General features: G+C 39.4%; 14 protein-coding genes. 13 read left to right on the top strand and 1 reads right to left on the bottom strand.

The window, feature by feature from the left end; genetic code table 11:
• From D6856_RS02585 to D6856_RS02545, 10 genes are all read left to right on the top strand, one after another.
• On the top strand, positions 1–1311 hold the full coding sequence (locus D6856_RS02585) for a C40 family peptidase (protein WP_120657713.1): 1311 nt from the start codon (positions 1–3) through the stop codon (positions 1309–1311).
• A gap of 12 nt (positions 1312–1323) precedes the next feature.
• Positions 1324–1623: a DUF4315 family protein gene (locus D6856_RS02580; RefSeq protein ID WP_120657712.1), complete on the top strand. Its 300-nt coding sequence runs from the start codon at positions 1324–1326 to the stop codon at positions 1621–1623.
• Complete coding sequence (locus D6856_RS02575) at positions 1613–2236, top strand: CD1107 family mobile element protein (protein ID WP_120657711.1); 624 nt, start codon at positions 1613–1615, stop codon at positions 2234–2236. Before D6856_RS02580 ends, D6856_RS02575 begins: the two co-directional genes overlap by 11 nt.
• On the top strand, positions 2236–2373 hold the full coding sequence (locus D6856_RS15125) for a hypothetical protein (protein ID WP_158588708.1): 138 nt from the start codon (positions 2236–2238) through the stop codon (positions 2371–2373). Before D6856_RS02575 ends, D6856_RS15125 begins: the two co-directional genes overlap by 1 nt.
• 9 nt (positions 2374–2382) lie before the next feature.
• Positions 2383–2685: a DUF4316 domain-containing protein gene (locus tag D6856_RS02570; protein WP_120685595.1), complete on the top strand. Its 303-nt coding sequence runs from the start codon at positions 2383–2385 to the stop codon at positions 2683–2685.
• On the top strand, positions 2642–2974 hold the full coding sequence (locus tag D6856_RS02565; protein ID WP_120685594.1) for a plasmid mobilization protein: 333 nt from the start codon (positions 2642–2644) through the stop codon (positions 2972–2974). The genes D6856_RS02570 and D6856_RS02565 overlap by 44 nt, the downstream gene beginning before the upstream one ends.
• 104 nt (positions 2975–3078) lie before the next feature.
• Positions 3079–3363 (top strand): hypothetical protein, encoded by a 285-nt coding sequence (locus D6856_RS02560; protein WP_120685593.1) that lies wholly within the window; start codon positions 3079–3081, stop codon positions 3361–3363.
• A gap of 89 nt (positions 3364–3452) precedes the next feature.
• Entirely contained in the window at positions 3453–4625 is a 1173-nt protein-coding gene (locus D6856_RS02555) for a relaxase/mobilization nuclease domain-containing protein (RefSeq protein WP_158588798.1), read from the top strand.
• A gap of 92 nt (positions 4626–4717) precedes the next feature.
• Positions 4718–5014 carry a SpoVG family protein gene (locus D6856_RS02550; RefSeq protein WP_120685591.1) on the top strand — a complete coding sequence of 99 codons (297 nt, stop codon included), beginning with the start codon at positions 4718–4720 and terminating at the stop codon, positions 5012–5014.
• Positions 5015–5029: 15 nt separating this feature from the next.
• Positions 5030–5482, top strand: coding sequence for a hypothetical protein (locus D6856_RS02545; RefSeq protein WP_120685590.1), 453 nt, complete (start codon positions 5030–5032; stop codon positions 5480–5482).
• A gap of 43 nt (positions 5483–5525) precedes the next feature.
• On the opposite strand, the gene D6856_RS02540 is transcribed toward D6856_RS02545, so the two are convergent.
• Positions 5526–6092, bottom strand: a complete 567-nt coding sequence (locus D6856_RS02540) for a hypothetical protein (RefSeq protein WP_120685589.1) — start codon at positions 6090–6092, stop codon at positions 5526–5528.
• A 230-nt stretch (positions 6093–6322) separates the two neighbouring features.
• On the opposite strand from D6856_RS02540, the gene D6856_RS02535 reads away from it, so the two are divergent.
• The 3 genes from D6856_RS02535 (at position 6323) to D6856_RS02525 (ending at position 14197) form a co-directional block, all read left to right on the top strand.
• Positions 6323–6523, top strand: a complete 201-nt coding sequence (locus tag D6856_RS02535) for a helix-turn-helix domain-containing protein (RefSeq protein WP_120685588.1) — start codon at positions 6323–6325, stop codon at positions 6521–6523.
• Between the two features lie 84 nt (positions 6524–6607).
• On the top strand, positions 6608–9457 hold the full coding sequence (locus tag D6856_RS02530; protein WP_120685587.1) for a DEAD/DEAH box helicase: 2850 nt from the start codon (positions 6608–6610) through the stop codon (positions 9455–9457).
• Positions 9458–14197: an Eco57I restriction-modification methylase domain-containing protein gene (locus tag D6856_RS02525; protein WP_243114001.1), complete on the top strand. Its 4740-nt coding sequence runs from the start codon at positions 9458–9460 to the stop codon at positions 14195–14197.
• Positions 14198–14216 lie beyond the last annotated feature (19 nt).

The following is a 14216-nucleotide window of genomic DNA, read 5'->3' as shown; positions in this document are numbered from 1 at the left end:
GTGAGCTTTAACCAGGATGAAAACATTGGCGGACAGGCCCTTGAAGAAGGCGCAAAAGCAGCTGGAGAAACAAGCCGCGAGATGCAAAAGCATTATCAGCGCCAGCAGATAAGGAAAGGTTATTACAAGAAGGATACCGACAACCCTTATGTAAAGAGCTTCTCCGACAAGATGAAAGAAGCAGCAGAAGGCGCCAGGGATGCTGCTAAGGAGACAATAAGACGCATAGTAGATCTGATCAAAGAGCACCCTGTGGTGCTTATTTTAATTGTGGTTGCGCTCCTGTGCTTCTACCTGATGCACTTTCTTATAAGCGGCTTTGAAGTGATGATATCCAGTATGGGAGATACGACACTTTCAGCCACATATACAGCCTACGACGAGGATATAACCGGCGTAGATGCTGATTATGTGAAGCTGGAAAAAGAGCTGCAAAAGACCATAGAAAGAACGGAAGAAGACTTCCCTGAGTTTGATGAGTACGAATACAACCTTGATGAGATAGGCCATAACCCGTATGAGCTTGCATCCTACCTCACAGTCAAGTACGAGGACTATAAGCGCAAGCAGATGAAGAACGTGGTAAAAGACCTTTTCAACGAGCAGTACGACCTTTCCTACAGTAGCCGCATAGAAACAAGATCCCGCACTGTCACTAAAACAGAAACAGTACGTGTTACAAACGGCGACGGGTCAGTAACGGAAGAAGAAATCGAGTATGAAACGACAGAATACTATCAGGTCAAGATCCTCACAGTAACTCTTGTTAATAAGAGCCTTGGAGCAGTCATTGAATCCAAAGGTCTTAGCGAGGATGACATGGCAAGGTATGAAGTCCTTCTTGCTACTCAGGGCAATAAGTCCTATCTCTTTGATGATGTCTACGCAGATTATGAAGATCCTGACGATTATCACCCTGCCACAGATGCAATGTCCAATGAGAGATTCGCAGCCATGATAGCAGAAGGTGAGAAGTACCTGGGACGAGCCTATGTATGGGGAGGTTCAAGCCCTTCAAGCGGCTTTGACTGTAGCGGATTTGTCTGCTGGGTTCTGAACCACAGCGGCTGGAATGTTGGCAGGACGACAGCCAACGGCCTTAAAAACATGTGCACTGTGGTTTCACCTGGAGAGGCACGACCTGGAGATCTCATATTCTTCCAAGGAACCTACGCTACCAACGGAGCAAGTCACGTTGGCATCTACGTAGGTAACGGAATGATGCTTCACTGCGGAAATCCAATACAGTACACGTCCATAAACACACGTTACTGGAAAGAACATTTTTATTGTTTTGGTAGATTGCCGTAAAAGGAGAGAAACATGCTTGAAAGGTTAGAAAAGTACAAACAAGAGCTTGAAAAGGCAAGAGGTAAAAGAGCTGAATGGGATGCCAAGGTCAAAGCTCTTGAAAAGAAGGTTTCCGAAGAAGAAAAGACAACCATCCATGAGATGGTAAAAGCAGCAGACCTGTCCCCGGAACAGTTATCAAGACTCATTGCCTATTCCAAAAGTCACATACCGGGAGATATGCCGGTAGAGGAAATAATAAAAGAGGGTGCAGACACAGTCCCTGCATCTCATATAAACGATTTAGAGGAGGTTACAGAAGATGAAGAATAAACTAAGGCTCCTTGCCATATCTGTTGCACTTATGACCTGCGCTATGCCCCTTACAGTAAGTGCCAACGTCCCTGACAACGTAGATACCACAGTAATTGATGAAGAGGAAGAAGATCCCACTCCCCTTACACCTGAAGGAAACATGACCCTTGTTGATGACATAGTAAGCAGCGACAATCACAGCAAGGAGTTTTTGACAGTAACTACCAGGAACGGAAATATCTTTTATATCATCGTAGACCGCGATAACAATACGGGAGTTAATAACGTCCATTTCCTCAATCAGGTAGATGAAAGAGACCTTCTGGATGTTCTAAGCGATGAGGATAAAGAGGCACTGGAAGCTTCCCTTGGAAGTAAGGTTGAAACTCCTGTAGAACCCGTTGTAGAGCCTACCCCTGTAGAGCCCGAACCGGAAGAGCCTGTCAAAAAGTCAGGGCCCAATCCTATCCTTGGACTGATCATAGTCCTTGGTCTTGCAGGCGTAGCAGGATTTTATTTCTACAGTAATTCTGAGAGCTTCAAGAAAAAGAAAAGCGGCGAAGATCCTGACAGCGCCTATGCTGATGATTATATTGATATCCCTGAAGAAGATGAGAAGGAGGAAGAGTAATGGAGCAGATGATATTTGATAAGGAGGCGGCAGTTCGCCGCTTTCAGGCATTTAGTAAAAAAATGGATACCATGGTAAAAGAGCAGGTGAAAAAGCCATCTGTTCTAAAGAAGCTTGATGAATACAAGCAGATGTAGGAGGCGTTTATGGATGGACTCGATATTGCTGAAAAAAGATTAGCCAAGGAAGAAGAGCTTTCAAAGGTAGAAGAAAATATATTAGAGGAGCATACGATCTTTTCAAAAAAGAACCATCTAAAGGCAGTAGAGGATGCCATAGAAGGTAACGACAATAACTTCGACGGCATTATCAATAACATGCCAGAGGATGCACCAGCTGAGACTACCATTAAGAAAGCCAAGGAGTATGAAAAACTCATAGAGAAAAAAGCTGAGGTGGTGAAAGTTGCAAAATCGCACAAACAAGATCTCGGTGAGATTGTCAGATGATGAGCTGACCCGCATGAAAGCCAAGATGGAAGAAGCCGGTATCACAAACATGAGTAAGTACATGCGTAAGATGCTGCTTGATGGCTACTGCGTAAGAGTTGATACCACGGATATTAAAGAGATGGTATATCTTATCCGCATGTGTTCCAACAACCTTAATCAGTATGCCAGGAAAGCAAACGGTCTTGGCGTTATCCATGAAGCAGATATCAAGGACCTGCAGCACAGGTTTGAAGATATCTGGGAAGGCATGAGAACGATCCTTAAAAAGTTTGCTGCCATCAGATAACCATCAAAGAGCCATCAACTTTCCATAAACAAAAAGAGGCATCCTTGCATTTTGTTTTTACTGGAAATAGACTTAAGGCAAAAGATGGATGAAGGAGGTTTGACATGTGGATTATGAGATTTCTTTTAAAGATAATAGTGTTACCATTACTGCTAGTGGTCGACGTACTGACACTCATTACGAAGGCTTCTATATTCGTTGGATGCTATGTCGCTGGTTTTGCTGTGTGGCTGTGTGGTATCTGCTGTGTTCTTTCAATCGTATTTAAGATGATCCCATGCGCAATCTTCTTTGGGGCAATTCTTATAGCGATGTTTATATGTCTGTTCGCAGCAGCCAATATCCAGCTTCTCCTAGAGTCAGCTCACGGAGTTCTCAAAAGAGTATAAAAACTAAATAATTGGTAAATGTCTAAAGGGCAGTTTTTCCAAAACGGAAGAGCTGTCCTTTTTCTATGTCCAAAAGAAAGGAGGAACCCATGGCAGCTACAAGGCTTATGGCTCTTCATATCGTCCGGGGCAGGAGCCTTTCTTCGAGCTTAAAGGAGCGAATGGATTATACAGAAAATGATCTTAAGACAGAAGAGAAAAAGTATATTTCCACCTATGGCTGCGATATCGAAACCGCTGATGAAGAGTTCTTGCTATCTCACCAGCAGTACCACAGTAAGGTCAGGGATATCAGAAAAAAAGAGATAATCGCATACCAGATCAGGCAGTCCTTTAAGCCGGGAGAGATTACGCCGGATAAAGCAAATGAGATAGGATACGAGCTTGCCATGAGGTTCACCAAAGGAAAATACGCATTCACGGTCTGCACTCATACTGATAAAGCTCATATCCATAATCACATCATATTCAATGCAATCTCCATGGATGGGAAAAAGAAATTCCGTAATTTCTACTTTTCAGGAATCGCCGTAAGGAGAATCTCAGATATTCTCTGCGCGGAAAATGGCTTATCTATCATAAAGCCTGCCCCATATGCAGAGAGGAAAAGTCATGGAAGATATTCAAGAAAAGGCCATTTCTATGATAAGAGGCTTGAGTTTCTTAAGGATATTGAAGCAAAGCTCCATGAAGGAAAGGGCAAAGGTTATGTGACCTGGGCTAGGCGCTTTAATGCAAAACAGATGGCAAAGACAATTCTCTTTTTGCAGGATCACAAGATTGAATCTTACGAGCAGCTAAAAGAAATCACAGATGAGCGAAGTGGGAAGCTGCAAAAGCTAAAGGATTCCATGAAGGAGAAAGAAGCTCTTTTGTCAGAAAACAAAAAGCGGCAGCAGGCCATAATCGATTATTCCAAGAACAGAAGCATATTTGAATCCTACAAGAAGAGCGGCTACAGTAAGAAGTTTTACGCTGAGCATGAGTCTGAGCTTCTTATCTATAAGGCAGCAGAGGAAGTCTATAAGTCAGTGCCAAAAGGACAGAAGCTCAACATGCAAAAGCTCCGTGATGAATATGGCTGCATTCTTGAAGATAAGAAAAAAGAGTTTTTGGAATATGCTCAGCTTAACAAAGATATGCATGAGTATATGATCGCGAAGAAAAATCTAGAAATGCTATACCAGCAGAATGCAGAGAAAAACGAAAAAGAGGGTCGTGATAAACGTACCCGAAACTCACATTCAGAGAATGTGTTGTAAGAGCCGCAAAACGCGTTTGTCGGACAAACGCACTGCTCGCCACAACGAAGGCCCTCAGAGAAGTGCCAAAAAAATCAGGAGGATTAAAACCTATGAAAGTTAGTGTTAAAGCAAATAAGCTTGAAGCCAGTTCAAATAATGTGCAGGGACTTTGCACAGTTACCTTTGGAGATGCCTTTGCAGTTAAAAACATCTCCATCGTGGAAAGTAAGAAAGGTGGCAATTTTGTCTCTATGCCAAGCTTCAAAACCAAAACAGTTGATGAGGAAGGAAATCCGATTTTCAAGGACATCGCATTTCCTATAACCAAGGAGTTTCGTGAGAAGCTTTTTGCCAAGATTATGGAAAGCTACGAGTCCGGCGAAGCGGTAGAGTTTGAATGGGAATAATGGGGAGAGACTGCTATGGGAAAAAGAAAGACACCTGAAGAGATACCACTTATGAAGAGCGAGCTGGTGGCTGAAGCTTTTACAATTCTGATGGAAGCCTACACCAAGATGATAGGTCGCTGCGCCTCAGGTCAGAAGATGACCATCACCATGAAAAGCTACAACCGCTATATCAGATTTTCAGGATTCCGCGAGTACTTCGACATCTGCCTCTACAAAAGCGGCGATATCGATATCAAGATGGATGAGTATTGCCACGACAAGTACGTAGAGAGAATCTTCGAATTCACAGAGAACAGATCAGAACAGAATGCGTTCCTCGACAAACTGCGAAATGGTCTGGCTGAAGAAATCATGGAAGTAGCAACTTGTAAGCTGGTGGATTATCACTCCTTTATGGATATGCTGCATGGGGAGTGGAAGTTTACGGATGCGCATAATTATTTTAAGAATGAGATAATGGGATAGTAGAACAGCCTGTGAGGTCTAGATGGCTTCACAGGCTGATTTTTTACTGTAATTTAAGCAATTCTTTTATTTTGTCTTTGGTTGAATCATCTGCAACGCTGTATGCTTCTATAACTTTATATTCATCATCCGTAACTCGTATGCTCTTTTTGAGCCCGTTCTTACGTACTTCAGCATCGATTTCATAAACTGTCATAGAAGGGTTAATATCAGCATTCAGTAACTCCTGCTTGCTCCATTTTGCCATTTTCTCTAGTTGAGTTGAACTATAATCTTTAAAGTTGTAGTCTAGCTCAAATTCTTTTGTATGAGTATTGAAAATGAAAAAATGCCTGGCAATAGTTCTCATTACTTGAACATTTCCATGTTTATATCCAAGAACTCCTTCAGCAAATTCATCTATATTTTGGTAGCCAGAAAAACCACAGTCAAATTCTTTTAGAAGATCAATCATTATGAAATCTGGTATGAAATCAAGCACATTATGAGGGCTGGCATTTATGGCTATTAAACTATCTTTTCTGGCTTCATAATCCTTTAAAGAAGCAACAATTCCGTTACGTTTCAGAATGTCCTTCATATTTTTTGTTAATTCTCTTTCATTGCTCATAAGGCCCCCCTCATATACATGATATATGCGATATTTTAACATAACTGAGAGTTGTGCGAGGATATAGAGTCAGATCTTGGTCAGATCTTTTTGAATGAAATGCTTGTTTTTTTATTGTTAATTGGTGCGAACGCGAGATTTTTAGAGTGCTTGTTAAGCATTTATGGTATAATATAAAAGACGCGTAATAGGCTCTGTTGAGCCGTTTTAAAAGGTTAGAGGAACAATTTATGGCAGTATCTTATAAGAAGCTTTTTAAACTGATGATCGATAAGGATATGAAACGTAAAGATCTGATCAAAAAGACTGGCTTAAGCTATGCGACAATTACCAAACTTGAGAAGGGTGAAAATGTGCAGATGGAAGTATTGGAGAGAATCTGCAAAGAGTTTAAATGTCAACTAAATGATATAGCTGAGATTATTTTTTGATATGAAGTCCGATTTTTAGGACACATGATTGGCTAGAATAATAGTTGTAAAAGAATATTCTTTGAAAATAGTGAGGATACCTTCATGGTAGAAAATGAGATTAAATATGCTCCTGGAATGCGAATTATAGTTCGCGGCGAAGAGTGGATGGTTAAAAAAGTTGAGAGGAACAGTTTAGGAAATCAGACCTTGCATGTTATAGGTCTTTCTCAGCTTGTAAAAGATTATGAGTCAATGTTCCTGGTGGATGTTGAAGATGATATAGAGATTGTTGACCCGGCTAAAGTTACACTTGTGCCAGATGATTCTGCGTTCTTCAGAAAGTCTAAGGTTTATATCGAGAGTCAGTGGAGAAGTAAGATTCCTACAGACAATAAGATTCATATTGGTAATAAAGCAGCTATGGATCTTATGTCTTACCAGCTTGAACCGGCGCAGATGGCACTTAATAAGACTCGTCAGAGAATTCTAATAGCTGATACGGTAGGCCTTGGTAAAACTCTTGAGGCAGGAATACTTATGTCAGAGCTTATAGCTCGTGGCAAGGGTAAGAGAATTCTTGTAGTTACTGTAAAGAGTATGATGACTCAGTTCCAGAAAGAAATGTGGAACAGATTCACCATTCCATTGGTGCGCCTTGATTCTGCACGAATTCAGAGTGTTAGGGCGAAGCTACCAACAAACTATAATCCATTTTTCTATTATGACAAAACAATTATTTCTGTAGATACATTAAAGAATGACCTTGATTATCGCACGCATCTCGAAAATGCATGGTGGGACATCATTGTAATTGATGAAGCGCACAATGTTGCTAAGAGAGGAGATAGAAGTTCCCAGAGAAGCAAATTGGCAGCGCTTCTTGCTAATAGATCAGATACATTGATCATGCTCACAGCTACCCCTCATGATGGCAAGGGACAGTCTGTGGCATCACTTATGAATATGCTAGATCCAACTGCTATCGCTGATGAAGAAAACTATACTAGAGATGATATTCAGGGGCTTTTGATCAGACGTTTTAAGAAAGATATTCAGGATCAAGTATCTGGTGCATTTAAAGAACGTGTCATAAAGATCGAAAAATGTCATGCCTCAGCACGCGAAGAAGCTGCTTATGAAATCTTTGCAAATATGAAGCTTGAGATGGATGAATCAAAAGCAAGGGGAAAGGGGATTCTATTTAAGACAAGTTTGGAAAAGTCGTTGTTCTCATCGCCTGCTGCGTGTATTAAGAGCCTTGAAGCAAGAATAAAGAAATTAGAGAAGAGATTTTTAGATGGCGAAATGCCTGATATAGCGGCTCTAAAAGAACTAAAAGATGCTTTAGAGCTTATTACTCCTGCAGATTTTTCTAGATATACGCAGTTATTGAGCGTGTTAAAAAGTGAAGAATATGGTTGGAAACCAAATAAGCATGATGATAGGTTGGTGATTTTTACTGAGCGCATAGAAACAATGCGTTATCTCGAAGAAAACCTTAAAAGGGATCTAGGACTTAAGGATAATCAACTTAAAGTGATGCATGGTGGAATGAGTGATAAAGATCTTCAGGGAATTGTAGATGAGTTTGGTAGATCAGAGTCTCCACTTAGAGTAATTGTGGCATCAGATGTTGCTTCAGAAGGTATCAACCTTCATTACTTATCTCATAGGCTTATCCATTTTGATATTCCATGGTCTCTCATGGTATTCCAACAGAGAAATGGACGTATCGATAGATATGGTCAGCATGAACAGCCTGATATTAGATACATGCTTATAGATAGTACTAATCCTAAGATAAAGGGTGATGCACGTATTATGGAAATACTTGTTCAGAAAGAAGAACAGGCATTGAAGAATATCGGAGACCCTGCAATGTTGTTCGGAAAGTTCAATCAGGAGGAAGAGGAAGAAGAAACAGCTAAGGCAATAGAAAGTGGAGAAGGAGCTGATGCATTTGAAAAGCTCCTTACTTCTGATGCAGAAGAATTTGATCCATTAGAACTTCTGATGGGACTGGGAGAAGACAAGGAAGTTAATGTTGAATTTAGTGATGAGGAGACTCTTTTTTCTGATTTAGATTATGTTAAAAATGCTCTTGATATCTTTACAGATACAGAAGAAATAAAGTATGCGGATCTCACTGGTACGCAGGGAGTTGAGATAAAGCTAACAGATAATGTAAAAAAGAAAATCAGAAAACTCATGCCACCTGAGGCTATGCCATCAGATGATTATTTGAGGTTGTCTCCGGATAGGGATTATTGTTTGGAAGACATGAAAAGATGCATGCAGAATGATCTTGCTGAGACTACATGGCCAGCAACGCAGTACCTTTGGAAACTTCATCCAATATTTAATTGGATTGAGGATAAAGCAGGAGTGTTTTATAAACGAAGCGAGGTGCCAGTGTTGGGATTATCCAATAGTCTCGCGACTGATGAAATGATTTTTCTGGTTGCTGGACTTATTCCTAATAGAAAATCAACGACAGTAGTTGATGAGTGGTTTGGAGTTTCGTATAAAAGCGGACAGTTTAGCCGGATATTATCAATGAGTGAAGTGCTTCAAAAAACTCATATGAATGTTAAGGCTTCAAATACTCAAAAAGTTTCTGAACAGCAAATAGAAAAAGGACAAGCTTTACTAAGTGATGTTATAGCGCACGCCCAGAAATTAATGGCGGATAAGTGTGCTGAATACAAAGAAAAGACGGATCCATATGTTTATGAAGAAATGGAGCGCCTTGAGCAGCTGAAGGCCAGGCATAAGGAAGCTCAGTTATCATTCGCAGATTTGGGAGTAAAGGGTTTTGAACGTAAGAAATCCGAGAAGGAACGTGAGATTGACAATATCTTTGAAAACTTCATGGATTGGGAAAAAGATACATTAGAGATTGAAGAGAATCCTTATATAAGAATAATTGCTGTAGTGACAGGGGTGAACTAAATGGAAATGATTCTAACAGGAATTGAAAATAAAAATGAATATTACACCAATCATTACTTCACATCAATATTCCAGGATAATGCTGAGGATACTATAAAAAAATGGAAGGAAAGAGAGAAGACAGAAGAAATACAACTTCCTTGGAAAAAACTTCGTGATGTAAGGACACAGTATTATAACATTCGAGACAGATATCTTCGTTCAAAGAATGAAGAGGTTAGTAAGCCAATGATACAGGAGCTTGCTGAACTATACTTGAACGCATTTGGCTATGAAACGATTAATAGTGTAACCGAAGAAGTAGAGGATGGTTTATCTGTTCCGATATTTCATGAGGAAACTAAGACAAATGGAGCGCCATTGTTATGGGCTTTTTTGACTGTTGCAGAAGAACGTGACGATGATATTCTTCAGGGCAAGATCTTTGAGAAGAGTGATGATGAGGAAGAAAACGGGAAGTCGCTGGAGATAATCAACGATGATGTTTTGGCTAAGCTCTTTTTTGCAGGAGAGGAAGCTCCTCGATTCATCATGCTCATTGGCATAAATCAGATTGCGTTGATTGATAGAAATAAGTGGAATGAAAAGAGATACCTTCAGTTTATGATGGAGGATATCTATAGCCGTCATGAAGATTCCACATTTATGGCAATGACTGTACTTCTTCATAAAGAAAGTCTTTGCCCAGCAGATGGCTCTATAGTGCTAGATAGTCTTGATGAGAATTCTCATAAGCACAGTGCTGGAGTATCTGATGCTCTTAAGTATGCCCTAAGGGAAAGTATTGAGATACTGGGCAATGAAGTGATCTATGACATGAAAACAAGACAGGGCATCAATTTGGATGAAAATCCTGTAGATGCTGCGGAGCTTACTCTTGAATGCTTACGATACATGTATCGCTTCCTATTCATGCTTTTTATCGAAGCAAGACCTGAACTTGGTTATGCTCCAATGAAATCGCAAACCTATGTGCAGGGATATTCTTTGGAAGGCCTCCGTGATGTATGCGATATGGTCAAGGAAGATTGCGAGGCATTATCTGAAGGGTATTACATTGATGATACTTTGAAGAAGCTCTTTCATATGACATATTATGGCTATCCAGAGAATCTGGAAGACTATAAAAAAGCTATAGAAATCGAAAAGAATTCTATGCACGATGCTTTTACAATCGAGGCACTTAAGGCTCATATTTTTGACCCGGAATATACAAAGCTTATTACTAAAGCTCGTCTTCGTAATAGTGCTATGCTCCAGATTGTAGATCTTATGAGCATATCACGTCCTGGTAACTCAAAAGAGAGGAAAGGAAGAATATCTTACTCTGCGCTGGGAATCAACCAGATGGGTGCTGTATACGAGGCACTTCTTAGTTATAGGGGGTTTATAGCTGAGGAAGATTTATATGAAGTAAAGCGAGCTGGAGATAAATTCAATGAGCTGGATGTCGGATATTTTGTAAAAGAGAACGAATTAGAGAACTATGATGAAAAGACCGAGCGTGTTCGTTATGAGTCAGGAGATAAAAAAGGTCAGCTTCGTATGTATGAGAAAGGGACCTTTATTTATCGACTTGCTGGAAGAGAACGTGAGAAGTCAGCATCATACTATACTCCTGAGGTGCTTACCAAGTGCCTAGTGAAATATGCGCTTAAGGAGTTACTGAAAGATAAGACCGCAGATGAAATACTAAATCTTACCGTTTGCGAGCCTGCGATGGGAAGCGCAGCATTCTTGAATGAGGCAATTAACCAGCTTGCGGAAGCATATCTTTCAAAGAAGCAGGAAGAACTTGGCGAAACGATTGCTTTTGATAAACGTTTTGAAGAGCTTCAGAAAGTAAAAATGTATATAGCAGATAGAAATGTGTATGGTTGCGATTTAAATCCTGTAGCTGTGGAATTAGCGGAGGTTTCTCTTTGGTTAAATACCATATACAAAGGAGCATATGTTCCGTGGTTTGGTACCCAGCTTGTAAATGGTAATTCTCTTATTGGAGCAAGAAAGCAGGTTTATTCTCAGGCACTTCTTGAGTCTGGAAAGTGGTACGAAAAGGCACCGAGAAGAGTAATGCCTGGAGAAGAACGCACTAAGAAAGGTCAACATGAGCATACAAAAGAAGTATATCATTTCCTGCTTGGTGATCCAGGTATGGCTAACTACACAGATAAGGTTATAAAGAGCCTTGAACCGGAGAATATAAAAAAGCTCAAAGAATGGAATAAATCTTTTACATCAAAATTTGATGATGAGGATATAAAGACAGCGCTTAGGTTGTCAGAAAGTATAGATAAATTATGGAAAGATACTGTGAAAATGAGAAAGGAGGTCGAAGAAGCAACGTATGAACCTTTGAGTGTATATGGACATGAAGAAACAAAAGAGAGCTCTCATACAACAATAAGGGAAAAGGATGGCATTTATAAGACTTATTATAAAACAGAACAAGCTCAGAATGCAGGACCATATGCACGCTTAAAAGCAGCTATGGATTATTGGTGTGCTCTTTGGTTTTGGCCAATAGATAAGGCGGAATTGCTTCCATCAAGGCAGGAGTTCTTTTTTGACATGTCTTTGATTCTTGAAGGCAATATACGTGCAGTGGATGTTAGTTCAACTGGACAAATGAGCTTTCATTTTGATGATAAGGACAATGTATCATATGTTACTGAAGGTGATCAGCTTGCTCTTCAATTCCGGTCTCAGTATAGCGATTTAGGGGAAGTATGTCTTGATGACTTGAGAGAAAGAAGTGAACGACTTGCCTTAGCAAATCAGATTTCTGAAAAACAAAAGTTTCAGCATTGGGAGTTAGAATTTGCAGATGTGTTTGAGAAAAATGGAGGATTTGATTTAGTTATAGGAAATCCACCATGGCTAAAACTTGAATGGAAAGAGCAAGATGTGTTGGCTGATATGCAACCTTTATTTGCTGTAAAAAAGATGTCAGCTACTGAAACTGCATCAAATCGTATGAAACAATTAGAAGTACCAATAGTAAGAAAAATATATTTTAATGAGTATTTGTCGATAACGGGGGAGCAAAACTTTTTGAATAGTACTCAGAACTATATTCTTCTTAAGGGACAACAAACAAATCTATTTAAATGTTTTATTCCAGTAGCATGGATGATTCAAGGACATAAGGCTGTATCAGCATATGTTCATCCAGAAGGTGTTTATAAAGATCCTAATGGGGCCATATTTAGGAAGGAAGTATATAGAAGGTTAAAATATCACTTTCAATTCAGCAACGAACTGAAATTATTTTCAGAAGTAGATCACCATACCATTTTTTCCATAAATATTTACGGTGAACACGGAAAGGTGGCATTTGATTCTATTTCTAATTTGTTGACCACATCTACTATAGAAGAATGTTATAACAATAGTAATATCGGAGCTTTTCTAGGTATAAAAAATGATTCAGGCGAATGGAATACTTTAGGTGCTTATGAAAGAATCGTTCATGTAACTGAGTCTGAATTACAATTATTTTCAGAATTGTTTGATGGTGTTGATGATGCACTGGGTGCCAGACTGCCGTCCATACAGATTCAACCCTTACTTTCCGTGCTAGAAAAGTTATATTCGTATAAGCACAAAATTTATGATTATGAAAAAAATATATTTTTCACTCAAATGTGGAATGAAACAGGTGCACAGAATGACGGTACAATAAAACGTGCTGTGGGTTTTCACAAAGGGATAGATAACATTTTTTCGGGACCACACTTTGGATTAGGAAACCCAAGGTTTAAGTCTAGCCGGAAAAAATGCGAAATCAATAGTGATTATGACAATATAGATTTGGAAGCAATAGATTTAAACTTTATTCAGAGAAATAATTATATCCCTTGCTGTAGTAAAGAAGAGTATAAAAGAAGAATTCCAATGATAGATACGGATTGTTATACAAATCATTATAGAGTGTTTATGCGTCGTATGATGGGAATGTCTGCTGAAAGATCTTTGATACCTGCTGTAATTGAACCTGAAATTGGACATATTCATACAGTTGTTGGCATGGCATATAAAGATGACAAGAGGATGTTGATTGATTCAGCGATGTTGATGTCAATAGTAGCAGATTTCTATATACGTTCTACAGGAAGGACTGACTTGTATTTTAGCACCATTCGACAGCTGCCCAGTATTGCTAATGAGGATATTTGTAATATGTTGATAAACAGAGTACTTAAGCTGTCGTGCTTAACAGTTGGGTATGAGAATTTGTGGAATGAAAATAAAAAATATATCAATGAGAATGATCAATGGTTAAGAAAAGATGATCTATTGGATGACTCACATATAAGTTATAGAAGTGATTTCTCAAGGCTCTCTTCATTAAGAACGGATTATGAACGACGGGAGGCATTGTTGGAAATAGATGCATTAGTGGCATATGCATTAGATATGTCATTGGATCAATTAATTGATGTTTATAAGATACAATTCCCGGTTCTAAGAGCATATGAAGCTGATACTTGGTACGATTCGCACGGAAAGATTGCGTTTACAAATAATCGGAGTCTGACAGGAGTAGGTTTTTCTAGGAAAGCCTTTGAGGAGAATGTTAAAAAAAATGAGGGTTCCTATCGTATCAAATACAGTAATGAGGCTTTTTCTGATATTGCGGAAGACAGAGAAGTTGTTTATGATGCACCATTTTTTGTGTGCAACCGAGAAGATAATTATGGTGAAATATGGGGCACAATAAATAAGATTTTTCAATAATAAAGTAAGGGGCAGTATG

The sequence above is a fragment of the Butyrivibrio sp. XB500-5 genome (genome assembly GCF_003625505.1).
Lineage (GTDB): Bacteria > Bacillota > Clostridia > Lachnospirales > Lachnospiraceae > Butyrivibrio.
The sequence above is the reverse complement of the archived record's forward strand: the minus strand, read 5'-3'. Positions and strand labels throughout refer to the sequence as shown.

Bases quoted from the DNA above. Each gene is read 5' to 3' on its own strand.
- D6856_RS02580 (WP_120657712.1), top strand. From the start codon at position 1,324: ATGCTTGAAAGGTTAGAAAAGTACAAACAAGAGCTTGAAAAGGCAAGA.
- D6856_RS02575 (WP_120657711.1), top strand. From the start codon at position 1,613: ATGAAGAATAAACTAAGGCTCCTTGCCATATCTGTTGCACTTATGACC.
- D6856_RS15125 (WP_158588708.1), top strand. From the start codon at position 2,236: ATGGAGCAGATGATATTTGATAAGGAGGCGGCAGTTCGCCGCTTTCAG.
- D6856_RS02570 (WP_120685595.1), top strand. From the start codon at position 2,383: ATGGATGGACTCGATATTGCTGAAAAAAGATTAGCCAAGGAAGAAGAG.
- D6856_RS02560 (WP_120685593.1), top strand. From the start codon at position 3,079: ATGTGGATTATGAGATTTCTTTTAAAGATAATAGTGTTACCATTACTG.
- D6856_RS02555 (WP_158588798.1), top strand. From the start codon at position 3,453: ATGGCAGCTACAAGGCTTATGGCTCTTCATATCGTCCGGGGCAGGAGC.
- D6856_RS02550 (WP_120685591.1), top strand. From the start codon at position 4,718: ATGAAAGTTAGTGTTAAAGCAAATAAGCTTGAAGCCAGTTCAAATAAT.
- D6856_RS02545 (WP_120685590.1), top strand. From the start codon at position 5,030: ATGGGAAAAAGAAAGACACCTGAAGAGATACCACTTATGAAGAGCGAG.
- D6856_RS02540 (WP_120685589.1), bottom strand. From the start codon at position 6,092: ATGAGCAATGAAAGAGAATTAACAAAAAATATGAAGGACATTCTGAAA.
- D6856_RS02535 (WP_120685588.1), top strand. From the start codon at position 6,323: ATGGCAGTATCTTATAAGAAGCTTTTTAAACTGATGATCGATAAGGAT.
- D6856_RS02530 (WP_120685587.1), top strand. From the start codon at position 6,608: ATGGTAGAAAATGAGATTAAATATGCTCCTGGAATGCGAATTATAGTT.
- D6856_RS02525 (WP_243114001.1), top strand. From the start codon at position 9,458: ATGGAAATGATTCTAACAGGAATTGAAAATAAAAATGAATATTACACC.